Source organism: Caulobacter sp. 602-2 (genome assembly GCF_011043625.1).
In the GTDB taxonomy this organism is placed as follows: Bacteria; Pseudomonadota; Alphaproteobacteria; order Caulobacterales; family Caulobacteraceae; genus Caulobacter.
Map to the genome: position 1 here is coordinate 84,964 of NZ_JAAKGT010000011.1, position 14,524 is coordinate 99,487.

14 protein-coding genes are annotated in these 14,524 nt (G+C 69.3%); 5 read left to right on the forward strand and 9 right to left on the reverse strand.

What is annotated here, in order from left to right:
• Positions 1 to 79 precede the first annotated feature (79 nt).
• Complete coding sequence (locus tag G5B46_RS19330; RefSeq protein ID WP_165261537.1) at positions 80 to 1,831, forward strand: hypothetical protein; 1,752 nt, start codon at positions 80 to 82, stop codon at positions 1,829 to 1,831.
• 4 nt (positions 1,832 to 1,835) lie between these two features.
• Here the strand turns inward: G5B46_RS19330 and G5B46_RS19335 are convergent, their stop codons facing one another.
• From G5B46_RS19335 to gshB, 4 genes are all read right to left on the reverse strand, one after another.
• Positions 1,836 to 3,545 (reverse strand): MFS transporter, encoded by a 1,710-nt coding sequence (locus tag G5B46_RS19335; RefSeq protein ID WP_165261539.1) that lies wholly within the window; start codon positions 3,543 to 3,545, stop codon positions 1,836 to 1,838.
• A 40-nt stretch (positions 3,546 to 3,585) separates the two neighbouring features.
• Entirely contained in the window at positions 3,586 to 5,124 is a 1,539-nt protein-coding gene (locus G5B46_RS19340; RefSeq protein WP_165261541.1) for a response regulator, read from the reverse strand.
• 187 nt (positions 5,125 to 5,311) lie between these two features.
• Positions 5,312 to 6,850, reverse strand: a complete 1,539-nt coding sequence (locus G5B46_RS19345) for a YifB family Mg chelatase-like AAA ATPase (RefSeq protein WP_165261543.1) — start codon at positions 6,848 to 6,850, stop codon at positions 5,312 to 5,314.
• 121 nt (positions 6,851 to 6,971) lie between these two features.
• On the reverse strand, positions 6,972 to 7,925 hold the full coding sequence (gene gshB, locus G5B46_RS19350) for a glutathione synthase (RefSeq protein WP_101716777.1): 954 nt from the start codon (positions 7,923 to 7,925) through the stop codon (positions 6,972 to 6,974).
• A gap of 75 nt (positions 7,926 to 8,000) precedes the next feature.
• Here gshB and G5B46_RS19355 point away from each other — a divergent pair, with 75 nt between their 5' ends.
• The gene (locus G5B46_RS19355; protein ID WP_165261545.1) at positions 8,001 to 8,804 is read left to right on the forward strand and encodes a hypothetical protein; all 804 of its coding nucleotides are present in this window, start codon (positions 8,001 to 8,003) and stop codon (positions 8,802 to 8,804) included.
• Positions 8,805 to 8,810: 6 nt separating this feature from the next.
• Here the strand turns inward: G5B46_RS19355 and G5B46_RS19360 are convergent, their stop codons facing one another.
• The 5 genes from G5B46_RS19360 to rdgB all read right to left on the reverse strand — a co-directional run bounded on the left by G5B46_RS19360 (position 8,811) and on the right by rdgB (position 12,883).
• Positions 8,811 to 9,626 (reverse strand): transglutaminase family protein, encoded by an 816-nt coding sequence (locus tag G5B46_RS19360; RefSeq protein WP_165261547.1) that lies wholly within the window; start codon positions 9,624 to 9,626, stop codon positions 8,811 to 8,813.
• Positions 9,623 to 10,027, reverse strand: coding sequence for a YraN family protein (locus tag G5B46_RS19365; RefSeq protein ID WP_165261549.1), 405 nt, complete (start codon positions 10,025 to 10,027; stop codon positions 9,623 to 9,625). The genes G5B46_RS19360 and G5B46_RS19365 overlap by 4 nt, the downstream gene beginning before the upstream one ends.
• The gene (gene rsmI, locus G5B46_RS19370; RefSeq protein WP_165261551.1) at positions 10,024 to 10,896 is read right to left on the reverse strand and encodes a 16S rRNA (cytidine(1402)-2'-O)-methyltransferase; all 873 of its coding nucleotides are present in this window, start codon (positions 10,894 to 10,896) and stop codon (positions 10,024 to 10,026) included. Before rsmI ends, G5B46_RS19365 begins: the two co-directional genes overlap by 4 nt.
• A 55-nt stretch (positions 10,897 to 10,951) precedes the next feature.
• Positions 10,952 to 12,115 (reverse strand): radical SAM family heme chaperone HemW, encoded by a 1,164-nt coding sequence (gene hemW / locus G5B46_RS19375; protein ID WP_240903576.1) that lies wholly within the window; start codon positions 12,113 to 12,115, stop codon positions 10,952 to 10,954.
• A gap of 162 nt (positions 12,116 to 12,277) precedes the next feature.
• Positions 12,278 to 12,883: an RdgB/HAM1 family non-canonical purine NTP pyrophosphatase gene (gene rdgB, locus G5B46_RS19380; RefSeq protein WP_165261555.1), complete on the reverse strand. Its 606-nt coding sequence runs from the start codon at positions 12,881 to 12,883 to the stop codon at positions 12,278 to 12,280.
• A 356-nt stretch (positions 12,884 to 13,239) separates the two neighbouring features.
• Between rdgB and G5B46_RS19385 the strand changes: the two genes are divergently transcribed.
• Genes G5B46_RS19385 through G5B46_RS19395 form a run of 3 tightly spaced genes read left to right on the forward strand, consistent with a single transcriptional unit; the run spans position 13,240 to position 14,514 of the window.
• Positions 13,240 to 13,770 carry a DUF2975 domain-containing protein gene (locus tag G5B46_RS19385; protein ID WP_165261557.1) on the forward strand — a complete coding sequence of 177 codons (531 nt, stop codon included), beginning with the start codon at positions 13,240 to 13,242 and terminating at the stop codon, positions 13,768 to 13,770.
• A gap of 36 nt (positions 13,771 to 13,806) precedes the next feature.
• A complete protein-coding gene (locus G5B46_RS19390) occupies positions 13,807 to 14,043 on the forward strand; it encodes a helix-turn-helix transcriptional regulator (RefSeq protein ID WP_165261559.1) in 237 nt (78 codons plus the stop codon).
• 42 nt (positions 14,044 to 14,085) lie between these two features.
• A complete protein-coding gene (locus tag G5B46_RS19395; protein ID WP_165261561.1) occupies positions 14,086 to 14,514 on the forward strand; it encodes a thioredoxin domain-containing protein in 429 nt (142 codons plus the stop codon).
• Positions 14,515 to 14,524 lie beyond the last annotated feature (10 nt).

Consider the following 14,524-nt stretch of genomic DNA (forward strand, 5'->3'; position numbering starts at 1 on the left):
CAGTCGCCTGCTCGCCGATCGCGCGAAGTGACGCTGATGCACGTCAGGGTCGCGATCGCGGCCGAACGGGGAGACGGCCATGGGAACGACCTACACGATCTTCGGCGCGGGGCCGGCGGGGCTCTACACCGCCTGGCGGCTGGTCACCGGCGGCAAGGCCGTCGCGGGCGACGTGATCCGGCTCTACGAGTGGGGCGACTACGCCTTCGACGGCCCGGGCTCGGGCACGCGCCTGCCGGCGGGCCGCATCGTCACCCACTTCTGCAACGACGATCCGCGACAGTCCTACATCGAGGCCGGCGGCATGCGCTTCATCCAGTGGGACGCGACCAAGAGCGAGGGCCACCAGCTGGTGACCCTGACGATCGAGGCGCTGGGCCTGTCGGGCAAGATCATCGACTTCAACACGACCGACAATCCGCTGCTGTTCCTGCGCGAGGAGCACATCTACCAGAACGACCTGGCGACCCATCCCGCGCCGTACAACACGCCCGGCAACAACGAGAAGCCGGCCGCCACCCTGTTCTCGAACATCTCGGCCCTGATCACCGGGGACGCGCCGGTCTCGACCCGCTCCCAGCAGTGCGCCTTCTACGGCTCGGGCCGGCTGCCCGACACCTTCAACTCGTTCGTCTATCCGCCGGGCTCGATCGCCGGCAACATCGGCTACTGGAACGTCTTCTACGACCAGGCCGGCAACGAGGGCTATGAGTACGCCGCCGACGCCGGCGGCTACACCTCCAACGTCATCAACTGGAACGCCGCCAACGCCGCCGTCTACAACGGCGAGTTCGCGCCCGGCGGGGCCTTCAAGACCCTCAGCGGCGGCTATTCCCAGGTCTTCGTCGAGCTCTACCAGCAGACCCTCAAGGCCGCCCAGGCCGCGGGCGTGACCTTCGACCTGACCCAGCGCACGCGCCTGCACTCGATCTGGCTGGAGGGCGAGACGGTCAACTACCGTCTGGCCAGCGCCGAGACGCCGTTCAAGGGCGGGGCGGTGCAGACCACGCAGAACGCTTTCCTCGCCATGCCGCCCGCCTCGCTGGACCTGGTGGCCGAGGCCACCCAGTACGCCGACATGCCGGGCGGCACGCTCGACATCCTCAACGCCGAGGGCGTGCAGCTCTATATCGACGGGGTGATCCGCCAGCCGTCGATGCGGGTGATGCTGTTCTTCGACCGTCCGTGGTGGAACGATGCGGACGTACCCTATCCGCCCAGCCTGACCGGGGCGCCCAACACCTTCGGCCCGACCATCACCGACCTGCCGCTGCGCCAGGTCTACTACTTCGGGAACAACAGCGACGGGGCGGAGAACCCCGCCTACGGCGTCCTCGCCTCGTACGACGACATGCAGTACGTGCAGTTCTGGCAGGAGCTGGAGGTCGACGTCACCGAGCGCCGCAAGGTGCCGATCGACCAGGACCACCAGGTGCTGTTCGGACCGCGCAAGGCCACCGACACCATGATCCGCATGGTGCTGCTGGAACTGGCCAAGGTGCACTGGGGCGATCCCAACGCCGCCCACCAGATCCCCTGGCCGGTCGAGGCGATCTTCAACGACTTCTCGCTGAACCCGTTCGGGGCCGGCTATCACGCCTGGGCCGCGCACTACGACATCTGCGACGTGATGCAGAGGATCCGCCAGCCCACGGGCCTCGTGCCCGGCGCGACGCCGGCCAATCTGTTCATCATCGGCGAGGCCTATTCCAACGACCAGGCCTGGGTCGAAGGCGCCTTCTGCACGGCCGAGTCGGTGCTGGTCGACTACTACGGAATGACCACAATCGCCGATACGACCAACTACCCGCTGATCTGCAGCTGCGGGTGAGGGATCAGGCGGCGGCTTCGGCCGCCGCCTTGGCCGCCTGCACCTTGGGCTGGCGGGCGGCGACCAGAAACGACAGGATGATCGCGGCCACCCCGATCAGGGCGGTGTAGATGAAGAAGGCCACGTAGCCCGCGCCCATGGCCTGGCCGCTGACGCCCAGCTTGGCGCCGGCCGCCGCGAAGGTCTCGGGCGGGGTGCGGGCGAACAGGCCCTTCAGGCCGGCCAGCGCGCCGTGCTCGGCGGCGGCGGCCGAGGCCTCGACGATGCGGCCCGACTGCGAGGCCACCAGCTTGCCCGGCAGGGCGTAGAGCGACGAGAACAGGGCGTACTGGGTGGCCGTAAAGCCCGCCGTGGTCAGGCTGGACATGTAGGCGATCAGCGCCGTGCCGGCGATGCCGCCGCAGATGTTGTCCAGGCAGATGCTGGTGAACAGCATCGGCACGCTGTGGCCGCTGACGGCCAGCACCGCGAAGCCCAGGTTGCTGATCGGCTGGGCGAAGGCGCCGATGATCAGGGCCTTCATCAGGCCGAAGCGGGCGACGATCACCCCACCCAGGAACACGCCGATCATCGAGGCGATGATGCCGAACACCTTGCGGATCTCGGCGATCTCGGTGAGCGAGAAGCCCATGTCCCGATAGAACGGGTTCATGATGTTGAGCACGAAGTCCGAGACCCGGTAGATGCAGATCGCCGCCAGGATCAGGCCGGCGACGCCAGAAAACCGGGTCATGAACTCCTTCAGCGGCGAGCCCAGGGCGGTCGACAGATAGACGCCGGGCTTGGTGCGCAGGCCGGGGATCGGCCAGGCGGCCAGCACGATGACGCCCAGGCCCACCAGGGCGCCGAGAAGCTGCAGCCAGACGCCGTTGGGCTTGGCCTTCCAGGCCTCGGCCAGGGCATCGCCGCCGACGACCTTGGACAGCAGGTCGGCGTCGCCGGCCAGGCCAGAACCCAGGATCAGGGCGCCGAACGCGATGATCGCCAGGCGGGCCAGCCATTCCAGCACCACCAGGGCCTGGGGCTGGGAGACGTCGTCGGTATGGATCGGGCGGATGGTGTGGGCCGCCTCGCGCGGGGCCCACAGGGTGGCGCCGACGCCGATCAGCACGGCCAGGGCCATGATCGCGTAGGAGAAGTTCCAGCCGAAGCTTTCGGCCAGGATCAGCGGCACGGCGCCGGCCATGACCATGGCTCCGCGATAGCCCCACTGCACGGCCACGGCCATCGGGCCCTGGCGCTCGGCGTCGGCCACCTCGATGCGCCAGGCGTCGATGACGATGTCCTGGCTGGCGGTGAGAAAGCCGGTCAGCACGGCCAGGGCGGCCAGCAGACCGAGGTTGGTCGCGGGATTGAGCGTCGAGATCGTCCACAGGCCCAGCATGATCCCGGCCTGGCAGACCAGCATCCAGGCGCGGCGATGGCCCAGGAGGCCGTGCAGCACCGGAATCTTCGTGCGGTCGATCAGCGGCGCCCACAGGAACTTCAGCGAGAACGACAGGGTGGCCAGGCTGAAGAAGCCGATCACCGCCAGCGACAGGCCCGAGTCGCGCAGCCACAGCGACAGGGTGTCGAAGATCAGCATGTAGGGCAGGCCCGAGGCGAAACCCAGGCCCAGCAGGGCCAGGGCCCGGCGCTCGCCGAACACCGCCAGGGCGCCGGCCAGGCTCTTCTTGGGCGCAGCGGTTGCTTCGCTCTTGGTCTGCTCGGTCATGGTCTTCCCCGAAGTGGACGGGGAGGCTGGGACCGTCCCGTCAGCCGGCGACCTTGGCGCGCGTCGCGTCGTTCGTCCAGCGGCGGGGGCGGTCGGGGCCGGTCCAGCGGGAAAGGGCCTCGCGCAGGGCGGCGGGCGTCAGCGGCTTGACCAGGAAGTCGTCCATGCCGGCGGTCAGGCACTGGCGGCGATCCTCGTCGAAGGCGTCCGCGGTCAAAGCCAGGATCGGGGTGTCGACGCCCTTGGCGCGGACGGCGCGGGTGGCCTCCAGGCCGTTCAGGCCCGGCATGCGCAGGTCCATGAAGACCAGATCGTAGGTTCCGCGCGACAGGGCGGCGACGGCCTCGTCGCCGCTGGCGATCCGGTCGACGGTGCAGCCCTCGCGCTCGAGCAGGGTGCGGGCCAGGAGGGCGTTGATCGGGTTGTCCTCGGCCAGCAGCACGCGGGCCCCGGGGGCGGCGGCCGGAGCGATGCGGTCGTCCTGCGCCTCGGCCGGGGTGACCAGGGCCTCCAGCGCCGCGTCGATCGGCTTGGCGGCCAGCACCTGGGTGACCAGCGAAGCGCGGCGCAGCGGCTTGATCAGGTAGCCCGAGAAGCCGGCCTTGGAGAGGTTGGGGATCAGGTCGCGCTGGTCGGGGGTCAGCAGGGCCACCGCGGCGCGGCCGGCCGGCGCGGCCAGCGGGCGGTCGGGGCCGGCCAGGGCCGCGTCGACCAGCAGCACGGTCTGGGCCGGCAGGGTCTCGACCTTGTCGAGGCCTGCGAGGTTCCTGACCCAGGCGCCGCTGGCGATGGCCTGGGCGCCGACGGCTTCCCGGACCACGGGGTTGGGCGAGACGACGGCGACGAACCGGCCTTCCAGCGGCGGGGCGGCCGGGGACTGGTGATGACGCTCGAACGGGGCCTCGAACCAGAAGTCGGCGCCGCCGCCGGGGTTTTCCGAGACGCCGGCCTCGCCGTCCATGGCGGCGGCCAGGCGGGCGACGATGGCCAGGCCCAGCCCCGCGCCGCCCAGCTGGGCCTGATGCGAGGGATCGGTCTGGACGAAGGCCTCGAAGATTTTCTCGCGCGCCTCGGGGGCGACGCCCGGGCCGGTGTCGGCCACGGAAAAGCGCACGCGGCCGGCGCCGGCGTCGCGGGCGGTGATCAGCACGCCGCCCTTCTCGGTGAACTTCACCGCGTTGCCGGCGAAGTTCAGCAGCACCTGGCGCAGGCGGCCCTCGTCGGCCATCAGCGGCGGCAGGCCGCGCTCGACCGCCCAGGCGATCTCGACGCCCTTTTCGTGGGCGCGTGGGCTCATCAGCTCGGCCACCTGGCGCAGCAGGTCCTCGGGGCTCACGGGCGCCAGGTGCAGCTCCAGCGCCGTGGCGCCCAGGCGCGCGAAGTCGAGCACGTCGTTGACCAGGGAAAGCAGGTGATCGCCGCTCTCGCGCAGGGCCGCGACATAGGAGCGCTGCTCGGCGGTGAGGCGGGTGTTCTCCAGCAGACGCGCCATGCCCAGCACCCCGTTCAGGGGCGTGCGGAACTCGTGGCTCAGGGTGGCCAACTGCTCGGCGGAGACGGCGTCGCGGGTCTTGGTCATGGCGATAATTTTACCGGTCACGACTTAACGGGCGGTGGAGGGCTCGCGCAAAGATCCTCCCCCGAAGGAGGAGGTGGCCCGTAGGGCCGGAGGGGGAAGTCTCTACCGGCGTTGAGGCGGTTGCTGGCTCACAGGCCACATCCCCCTCCGTCGCCTTCGGCGACACCTCCCCCTCCAGGGGGAGGGTCTAGACGACCCCTTCCATCTCCCCCGCCGTACTGGTCCGTCGATGCGCCAGGGCTTCGGCGATGTGCACCCGCTTGACCGATCCGGCGCCTTCCAGGTCGGCGATGGTGCGTGAGAGGCGCAGGGTGCGGGTCCAGCCGCGGGCGCTGATGCGGCCGGCCTCGGCGGCCTTGGCCAGCAGGGCGCGGCCGGCTTCGTCGAGGGCGCAGATGCGTTCGAGCAGTTCGCCCTCGGCCCGGCCGTTCAGCGTCTCGGCGGTTCCCGGCATCAGGTCTTCGGCGCGGTCGGCCTGCAGGCGACGGGCGGTCGCGACGCGGGCGGCGACCTCGGCCGAGCCCTCGCTGGCGGCAGGCAAAGCCAGGTCGGCGGCGGTGACGGCGGGCATGTCTACGGCCAGGTCGATGCGGTCTATCAGCGGCCCCGACACCCGCCCCTGGTAGTCGCGGATGCAGCGCGGGGCCTTGCCGCAGGCGCCGCGCCCGGCCCCGCCATGACCGCAGCGGCAGGGGTTCATCGCGGCCACCAGCTGCACCCGGGCCGGATAGCGGATGTGGGCGTTGGCGCGGGCGACCATCACCTCGCCGGTCTCCAGCGGCGCGCGCAGGCTGTCGAGCGCCTGGACGCCGAACTCGGGCAGTTCGTCGAGGAACAGCACGCCGTTGTGGGCCAGCGACACCTCGCCGGGCTTGGCGCGCAAGCCCCCGCCGGTGAGCGCGGCCATGCTGGCGCTGTGGTGCGGACTGCGGAACGGCCGGGCCCTGGTCAGCGCGCCCCTCGCGATCAGCCCCGCCACCGAATGGACCATCGAGGTCTCCAGCAGTTCCTGCGAGGTCAGCGGCGGCAGCAGGCCCGGCAGGCGCTGGGCCAGCATCGACTTGCCCGAGCCCGGAGGGCCGACGAACAGCAGGTTGTGGCCGCCGGCCGCGGCGATCTCCAGCGCCCGTTTGCCCTGTTCCTGGCCCTTGACGTCGCGCAGGTCCCTGACGCGCTCGCCCTCGATCACCGGGCCGGGGACGGGCGGACCCAGGACCTGGCTGCCGCGGAAGTGGTTGATCAGCGCCACCAGCGAGCGGGGCGCCAGGATTCGCGTGCCGCCGGCCCAGGCGGCCTCGGGCCCGCAGGCCTCGGGACAGATCAGGCCCAGGTCCATGGCCCCGGCGGCCATGGCCGCGGGCAGGGCGCCGGCGCAGGCGACGATGCGGCCGTCCAGCGAGAGCTCGCCCATGGCCGCCCAGCCGTCCAGCGCGTCGGGCGGGATCACGCCCATGACGCCCAGCACCGCCAGGGCGATGGGCAGGTCGAAGTGCGTGCCCTCCTTGGGCAGGTCGGCGGGCGCCAGGTTGGCGACGATGCGCTTGCCGGGCATGGACAGGCCCAGACCCGCGAAGGCGCCGCGCACCCGCTCGCGGCTCTCGGCCACGGCCTTGTCGGCCAGGCCGACCACGGCGAAGGCGATATTGCCGCCGGTCAGCTGCACCTCGACGTCGACGCGGCGCGCCTCGACGCCCTCGAACGCCACCGTGACGACCTTGGCCGCCATCGTTCTCCCCCGAAAAACGTTCGACTTATCCACAAGCCAAGCATGGCTGTCGGCTCGGAGCAAGAACGAAAAACGAACGTTTCAGGAAAGTGTGACGATTCAGTCGTCTATGGCCACTTCCTCACGCAGGGGTTGATCGGATGGTTTCGATCCGATCCCAGAGCACCGCGGCGGCGTCGATGCCGCTGAACCGCTTGAGCTGCTGGGCCCCGGTGGGCGAGGTGACGTTGATCTCGGTCAGGTAGTCGCCGATCACGTCGATGCCGACGAACAGCAGGCCGCGCTTCTTCAGCTCCGGGCCGATGATGGCGCACAGCTCCTTGTCGCGGGCGGTCAGCTCGACGGCCTCGGCGCGGCCGCCGACGCGCAGGTTCGAGCGCACCTGGCCGGCGGCCGGCACGCGGTTGATGGCGCCCACCGGCTCGCCGTCGACCAGCAGCACGCGCTTGTCGCCCTTGCTGACGGCCGGGACGAACTTCTGGGCGATGACCTGCTCGCGGCCGATCATAGCGTGCAGTTCCAAGAGCGCGTCGAGATTGGGATCGTCCGCCAGCAGACGGGCCACGCCCGAGCCGCCGCCGCCGTAGAGGGGCTTCAGGACGATGTCGCCGTGGCGGGCGCGGAAATCGTAGATCGCCTCGTGGTCGGAGGTGATCAGGGTCGGGGGCTGCACGCCCGGGAAGTCGGTGACGAACAGCTTCTCGGGCGCGTTGCGCACCTCGGCCGGATTGTTCACCACCAGGGTGTGGGGGTGCACCTTCTCGAGAAAATGCGTGGCCGTGATGTAGGCCATGTCGAACGGCGGATCCTGGCGCATCAGCACCACGTCGACGTCGTCCTTCATGTCGAGCAGCACGGTCTCGCCGAGCTTGGCGTGCGCGCCTTTTTCCGCGAACACCTCCAGCGGCTGGGCGCGGGCGAAGACGCGGCCGTCCTCGAGGGAGAGCTTGTCGGGCGTGTAGAACCACAGCTTATGGCCGCGGATCTTCGCCTCCATCATCATCAGGAAGGTGGTGTCGGTGTCGATGTTGATCCCCAGGACGGGATCCATCTGGACGGCGACTCTCAGCGACATGACGACTCCGGGTTACTTTCCGATCTGGGGCGCAGTCACCTAGTTAGGCCGATTTTTGGCGATTGCGAGGGCGAAGTGCGCCTTGCTTGGCGCGCGCTTGGATGTCCATGTGGGGTGATCGTGTTGGGGGATGGAATGAACGTTCGGGGTGCCGCGCTTATTATGGCCACGGTTTTGCCCGGCGTTGGCCTGTTGGCAGTGTTCGCTCGCGGGGCGAACTTATTTTCCGACCAAAGTTGGATCTACAGATACCAAACTCTTATTGGTGCTGTGGTGGCGCTTCTGGCTGCTTATATTGCGGTCAGGCCTGTTTGGCGTCAGTTGAAATATATAAAATTTCAATCAAGCGCGATGTATCGTGATTTTGTTGATAGGAGATTGTCTGAAATTCATGAGAGATATAAAATTGTATCTGAATTTGTGAGCGGTGACTTAGATAATTTTGAGAGAAAAATTTACGAAGTGGAGGAACTTGGAATTGGAAAGTATGATATAGAATGGCTTTTTGAAAGTGGGCAAAATTTATACTTCGTTGTTGTAAATATGGAATCTTATAAAAGTAAGCGCCTTGATCCTCTATTTATCGAAGATAAGGTTCAAAATATTATTGAATCGATCAGATTTCTTGTGGATAGGCTTGAAGCTGCGCATCGTCCCCATACGGCTGAGCAATTTGGGGAGGATTATGCTATTAGTGATGAAGATTGGGCGCAGATCGAAAAGGAAGGTGCGCTAGCCGAGGAGCAAATAATTGGGGCGGCATCCAAGGTGCGTCGTGACTTCAATGATCTTCGTGCGTCTTTTGAGTTTGAAATCAATCGTATGCGCACTTCGCTCAGGTCAATCGACCAGGAATTGATAAAAGCCTCGCCACTATAAGCAAAGCTAATTCAGCCGCAGCCGCACGCGCTCGCGCGCCGCTCGGGCCGCGATCGTCGCGCCGCCGTCGAGGGTCTGCGCCCGCGAAAGGGCCTGCAATGCCCCGGCCAGGGCGCCCTGGCCTTCGCGGGCCGCGGCGACGTCGAGCCAGGGGTGGTGGTCGGTGGGGTCGAGCAGGGCGCGGCGCAGGGCCGAGCGCTCGGCCCTGGCCCAGTCGCGCGACTGCTGGGCGCGGGCGAAGATGTTGTTTTGCAGGCGGATCAACACCGCGCGATCCGAGATCGGGGCCATCAGTTGGTCGAGGCGGGCGGCGACGTCGGGCATCAGCCCGGTGCGCAGGGCCCGGCGCGAGAGTTCGGACGGCAGCACCACCCGGCCCTCGCTGAACGGATCCAGCGCCAGCGGCCCCTCGTCGGTCTCGATACGCAGCAGGAAGTGGCCGGGGAAGTCGACGCCGTTGACGTCCAGCCCCGTCTCGCGGGCGGCATGGATGTAGAACACGCCCAGCGCCACCGGCAGGCCCTTGCGGCGCTCGGCGATGGCGATGACGTCGGCGTTGTCGGGATGGTCGTAGGTCAGGAGGTCGCCGGTCAGGCGCAGGTCGCCGGCCATGGCCTCAGCGATGGCCTCCTCGGGCGACTCGCTCTGCATGCGGGCCTTCAGGCGCTCGACGGCCGAGCGGGCCAGATCCAGGGCGGGCTGCTCGTCGCGGTCGGGATCGTCGTGCGCGGCGCAGGCCAGGGCGGCCTCGAACAGCGGGAAGCCGTCGTCGTCGTGCTCGCCGGCGCGGGTGAGGATGGCCTCGGCCTCTTCGCGGGTCATGCCCAGGCCCTCCCGTCGTCGGGCCAGGCGTCGGGCACGTGGCGGGGCGGCCGGCCGGGCGTCATGGCCAGCAGGTCGAGACGCACGGCCATGCCCTTGAGACCAGCGCGCGTCGCCGCGGCCAGCGCGCCCGCGCGGCGCAGGCGCATCCGTTGTTCGAAGCTCACCGCCTCCAGCGCCGCCTCCAGGCTCGTCCGACTCTTGACCTCGACAACGATCAAGACGCGTCCGCGTTGCGCCAGGATGTCGATCTCTCCGGCCCTGGTCGCCAGGCGGAAGCCGAGGATGCGGTAGCCCTTCAGCATCAGCCAGGCGGCGGCCCAGGCCTCGGCGCGCCGGCCCGAGCGCCGCGCGGCCGCGCCGCGGACCTTGCGGATCTCGCGCAGCGGCGGGGCCGTCATCCGGCCTCCTTCAGGGCCAGGGCCTGGCGGTAGAGGTCCTTGCGCGACAGGCCCAGGGCCTTGGCCACCTCGGAGGCGGCCTCGCCCAGGGGCAGGCGGGTCATGGCCTCGCGCAGGGCGGCCTCGGCGTCGTCGGCGCTGGCGGCCTTCTCCTCGCCGGGACCCACCAGGATGACGATCTCGCCCTTGGGGGCCTCGAAACGGGGATCGACGGCCAGCTCGCCCAGCGGGCCGCGCACGCAGGTCTCGTAGAGCTTGGTCAGTTCGCGGCACACCGCCGCCGGGCGCTCGGCGCCGAACACGGCGGCCATGTCGGCCAAGGTGTCGTCCACCCGCGAGGCGCCTTCGAAGAAGATCAGGGTGGCGCGGGTCGCGGCGAACTCCTCGAAGAAGGTCTTGCGCGCGCCGGTCTTGGGCGGCGGGAAGCCGGCGAACAGGAAACGGTCGGTGGGCAGGCCCGCCAGGGTCAGGGCCGCCAGGGCCGCCGAGGCGCCGGGGATGGGAAACACCGGATGGCCGGCGGCGATGGCCTCGCGGGCCAGGCGATAGCCGGGGTCCGACACCATCGGCGTGCCGGCGTCCGACACCAGGGCCACGCGCTCGCCGGCTTCCAGCCGTTCGAGGATGGCCGGGATGGCGCGCTCGGCCACGTGCTCGTCGTGGCGCTCCAGCTTGGTGCGGATGGAATAGGCCGACAGCAGCTTGCCCGTCACCCGGGTGTCCTCGGCCAGCAGCAGGTCGCAGGCGGCCAGCACGTCGAGCGCCCGCAGAGTGATGTCGCGCAGGTTCCCGATCGGCGTGGCGACCAGGTAGAGGCCGGGCGCGAGGGGGGCGTCGGACAGGACGGGCGGGGGAAGCAAACGGCTCAAGCGGCGGTACTTTCCGTTGAGTGGGCCGGGCCAGGGCCCGTGAAGCGAGACGTTATCAGGTCGCGAGCACGCCTGTCAGCCGGTCGAGAAGCAATCGGCCTTGGCGCGTGGCGCGCAACCGAACCGGGTCATCGACCAGAAGTCCCGTCTCGACCAGCGATTTCACCTTGGGCGTGTCCGGCGACAGGTCCAGGGCGGCCATCTCGGCGAAGGCGACGCCGTCGTCGATGCGCAGGCCCAAGAGCAGGCGCTCCTCGGCGGCCTCGACGGGCGTGAGACCCTCGCGCTCGAAGCCGACGCCGTCGCGGGCGACGGCGGCGATGTAGTCGGCGATCTTCGAGCGGGCGGTGGTGGCGATCTTGCCGCCGATTGGGCCGGTCTCCAGCGTCAGGCGGCCGTGGGCCCCGGGGCCCACGCCCACATAGTCGACGCCGCGCCAGTAGACGAGGTTGTGGCGCGAGCGGGCGGCCGCGCCCCGGGCGTGGTTGGAAACTTCGTAGGCGTCGAAGCCGGCGGCTTCCAGCACCTCCTGCGTGGTCTCGAACAACTGGGCGGCCAGATCCTCGTCGGGCGGGACGATCTTGCCGCGGCCGACGGCGCGGTCGAAGGCGGTGCCGGCCTCGATGGTCAGCTGGTAGGGCGAGACGTGCTCGGGGCCGTAGGCCAGCATTTCCGCCAGCTCCTCGCGCCAGGCCGCGTCGGTCTGGCCGGGGCGGGCGTAGATCAGGTCGACCGACAGGCGCGGAAAGAGGCGCGCGGCCGTGGCGATGGCGCGGCGGGCCGAGCCGGCATCGTGATTGCGGCCCAGCATCTTCAGCGAGGCGTCGTCCAGCGCCTGGACGCCCAGCGACAGCCGCGCCACGCCCGCCTGCGCCAGCGCCTCGAAGCGCCCGGCCTCGCCGTCGGTGGGATTGGCCTCGAGGCTGATCTCCAGGTCGTCGGCCGCCGACCACAGGGCCTTGGCCGTCTCGATCACCCGGGCGACGGCGGTGGGATCCATCAGCGAGGGCGTGCCGCCGCCGAAGAAGATCGATAGCAGCCGGCGCTCGCCGGTCAGCGCGCGCTGGGCGGTCATGTCGGCGATGATGGCGTCGGCCAGCGCCGCCTGCTCGTCCGTCCGTCCCCGGTCGCGCACGACGTTGAAGTCGCAATAGGGGCAGATGCGGGCGCAGTAGGGCCAGTGGACGTAGAGGCCGAGAGGGGGGAGGGGGCTTTCCAATATCCCGCCCCCTAAGCCGCGCATCCCCGCGAAGGCGGGGACCCGAGCTGAGATGCCGAATGGATCAAGGCGGTGAAGCTTCCGCGCCGCACGCTTTCCTGGACGCCGGCTTGGATCCCAGCCTTCGCGGGGACAGGCGGATTGAAAGGCGGAAGGCCGGGCTTATTCAAACAGCGCCGCCTTCAGCTTCTCGAAGGCCACGGCGCGGTGGCTCATGGCGTCCTTCTGGGCCGGCTCCATCTCGCCGAAGGTCTGGTCGTAGCCGTTGGGCACGAAGATCGGGTCGTAGCCGAAGCCCTTGTCGCCGCGCGCCGGGAACACCAGGGTCCCGTGCACCTCGCCCTGCACCACCACGGCGGGGCCGCCGTTCGGCCAGGCGACGGCCAGCGCGCAGGTGAACCAGGCCGACAGGTCTTCCGAACCGGTCTCCTCGATGCGCTCGGCCACCTTGTCCATGGCCATGGCGAAGTCCTTGCCCGGGCCGGCCCAGCGGGCCGAATAGATGCCCGGCGCGCCGTCGAGCGCAGTGACCGACATGCCGGAGTCGTCGGCCAGCGAAACCTCGCCCGACAGGTCGGCGGCGTGGCGCGCCTTCAGCAGGGCGTTGCCGACGAAGGTCGTCTCGGTCTCGTCCGGCTCGGGCAGGCCCAGGGCGCCGGCGGCCAGCACCTCGAAACGCCCGTCGAGCAGGGCGGCCAGCTCCTTGGCCTTGCCCGGATTGTGGGTGGCGGCGACGATCTTCTGGCCGTTGATCAGTTTCAGGGTCATCGGAGCCTCCGGGCGGAAAAACAGGAGGTCGTTAGACCCCCGGCGCGCGCCCGCCGCAAGGGCGGATCATTGCGAAAGTTTAATATCGTTTATCGATAAGCAGCATTGTCCGCGGGGCGCGGAGCGGCGATCCTGGCGACGTCGGCGAGGATCGTCCGACACCCCCTGTCCGGAACCGCCTCATGACGCCGCCCCGCCTGTTCAGCCTCCTGGAATCCTCGGTCGTCCGCCTGGCGACCCTGGCGCTGATCGCGGGCCTGCCGATCTCGGCCGTGACGTTCCTGGCTCACTCGCTCTAGACTTCAATCCGACGGCCGCCCGGGGAGGCGAGTCGTGACTGGCGGGGGACAAAGCCCATGCGCGCCTTGGGGCCGGGCTCGGTATCGAGCTTCCTGAAGATCATTCTCGACGTCAGCTACTATGCGCTGTGGGTCTGGGTCAGCTTCCTGGCCCTGGTGACGGTGCTGGTGCTGCTGCTCAGCTTCAATCCCGACCTGCTGACCTCGATGCTGCCGGCCGAGGCGGCGGCGGAACTGCGCAAGTACGGGGCCGGCGCGCCCGTCGCCCTGGCGGGCTGGGCGCTGATGTCCGGCGGCTGGATGGCCATCGTCGAGCGCCTGCGCAAGATCTTCGCCACCATGATCGTGGGCGATCCCTTCCACCCCGACAACGTGCGCCGGCTGCGCGTGGTGGGCGCCATTCTGGCCGGGCTGGAGATCGGCCGTTACGCGTTCGCGGCCCTGACCCAGGTGCTGATGCGCGACGAGCAGGTCGTCGACGGATCCTTCACCCTGAACGCGTGGTTCTCGGTTCTGGTCGTCTTCGTCCTGGCCGAGGTCTTCCGCGAGGGCGCCCGCCTTCGCCGCGAAGCCGAACTGACCATCTGACCGCGTCCCTCCTGATCGCGTAGCCCAGAGTTTTCCATGTCCATTCGCGTCAATCTCGACCGCGTGCTGCTGGAACGCCGCATGTCGCTGACCGAGCTTTCCGACCGTGTCGGGGTCACCATCGCCAACCTGTCGATCCTGAAGACCGGCAAGGCGAGGGCCATCCGCTTCTCCACCCTCGACGCCCTGTGCCGGGAACTGGGGTGCCAGCCGGGCGACCTGATGACCTTCGAGCACGGTCCCGGCGACGGCGGCGAAGGCGACGGGGGCTGACGCCGGGCTTGCGAAGCCGGCGGACGGGCCCACCTGTGGCCCATGCAAATCGTCTGTCCATCGTGCGGGGCGGCCAATCGCCTGCCAGAAGACCGTGATCCCGCCGCGGCCAAGTGCGGCCGCTGCAAGAGCGCCGTCTTCACCGGCGCGCCGGTCGAGGTCGACGCTGCGGGCCTCGATCGCCATCGCCGCCTGACCAAGGGCGCGGCCGTGCTGCTCGACGTCTGGGCTCCGTGGTGCGGCCCCTGCCGGGCCATGGCGCCGAACTATGCCGCGGCGGCGACGAAGCTGGAGCCTCGCGTGCGTCTGCTGAAGCTGAATTCCGAGGCCCATCCCGCGCCCGCCTCGGCCCTGGGCGTCAGCGGCATCCCGGCCCTGATCCTGTTTCGCGACGGCGCGGTGGTCGCCCGCCAGGCCGGCCTGATGAGCGCGCCGCAGATCATCGACTGGACGAGCCGGGCGCTGGCCTGACCGGCGAGCT

Coding starts and splice junctions, on each gene's coding strand:
- G5B46_RS19335 (WP_165261539.1), bottom strand. CDS start 3,545: ATGACCGAGCAGACCAAGAGCGAAGCAACCGCTGCGCCCAAGAAGAGC.
- G5B46_RS19330 (WP_165261537.1), top strand. CDS start 80: ATGGGAACGACCTACACGATCTTCGGCGCGGGGCCGGCGGGGCTCTAC.
- G5B46_RS19395 (WP_165261561.1), top strand. CDS start 14,086: ATGCAAATCGTCTGTCCATCGTGCGGGGCGGCCAATCGCCTGCCAGAA.
- G5B46_RS19340 (WP_165261541.1), bottom strand. CDS start 5,124: ATGACCAAGACCCGCGACGCCGTCTCCGCCGAGCAGTTGGCCACCCTG.
- G5B46_RS19385 (WP_165261557.1), top strand. CDS start 13,240: ATGCGCGCCTTGGGGCCGGGCTCGGTATCGAGCTTCCTGAAGATCATT.
- G5B46_RS19360 (WP_165261547.1), bottom strand. CDS start 9,626: ATGACCCGCGAAGAGGCCGAGGCCATCCTCACCCGCGCCGGCGAGCAC.
- rdgB (WP_165261555.1), bottom strand. CDS start 12,883: ATGACCCTGAAACTGATCAACGGCCAGAAGATCGTCGCCGCCACCCAC.
- G5B46_RS19365 (WP_165261549.1), bottom strand. CDS start 10,027: ATGACGGCCCCGCCGCTGCGCGAGATCCGCAAGGTCCGCGGCGCGGCC.
- G5B46_RS19390 (WP_165261559.1), top strand. CDS start 13,807: ATGTCCATTCGCGTCAATCTCGACCGCGTGCTGCTGGAACGCCGCATG.
- gshB (WP_101716777.1), bottom strand. CDS start 7,925: ATGTCGCTGAGAGTCGCCGTCCAGATGGATCCCGTCCTGGGGATCAAC.
- G5B46_RS19345 (WP_165261543.1), bottom strand. CDS start 6,850: ATGGCGGCCAAGGTCGTCACGGTGGCGTTCGAGGGCGTCGAGGCGCGC.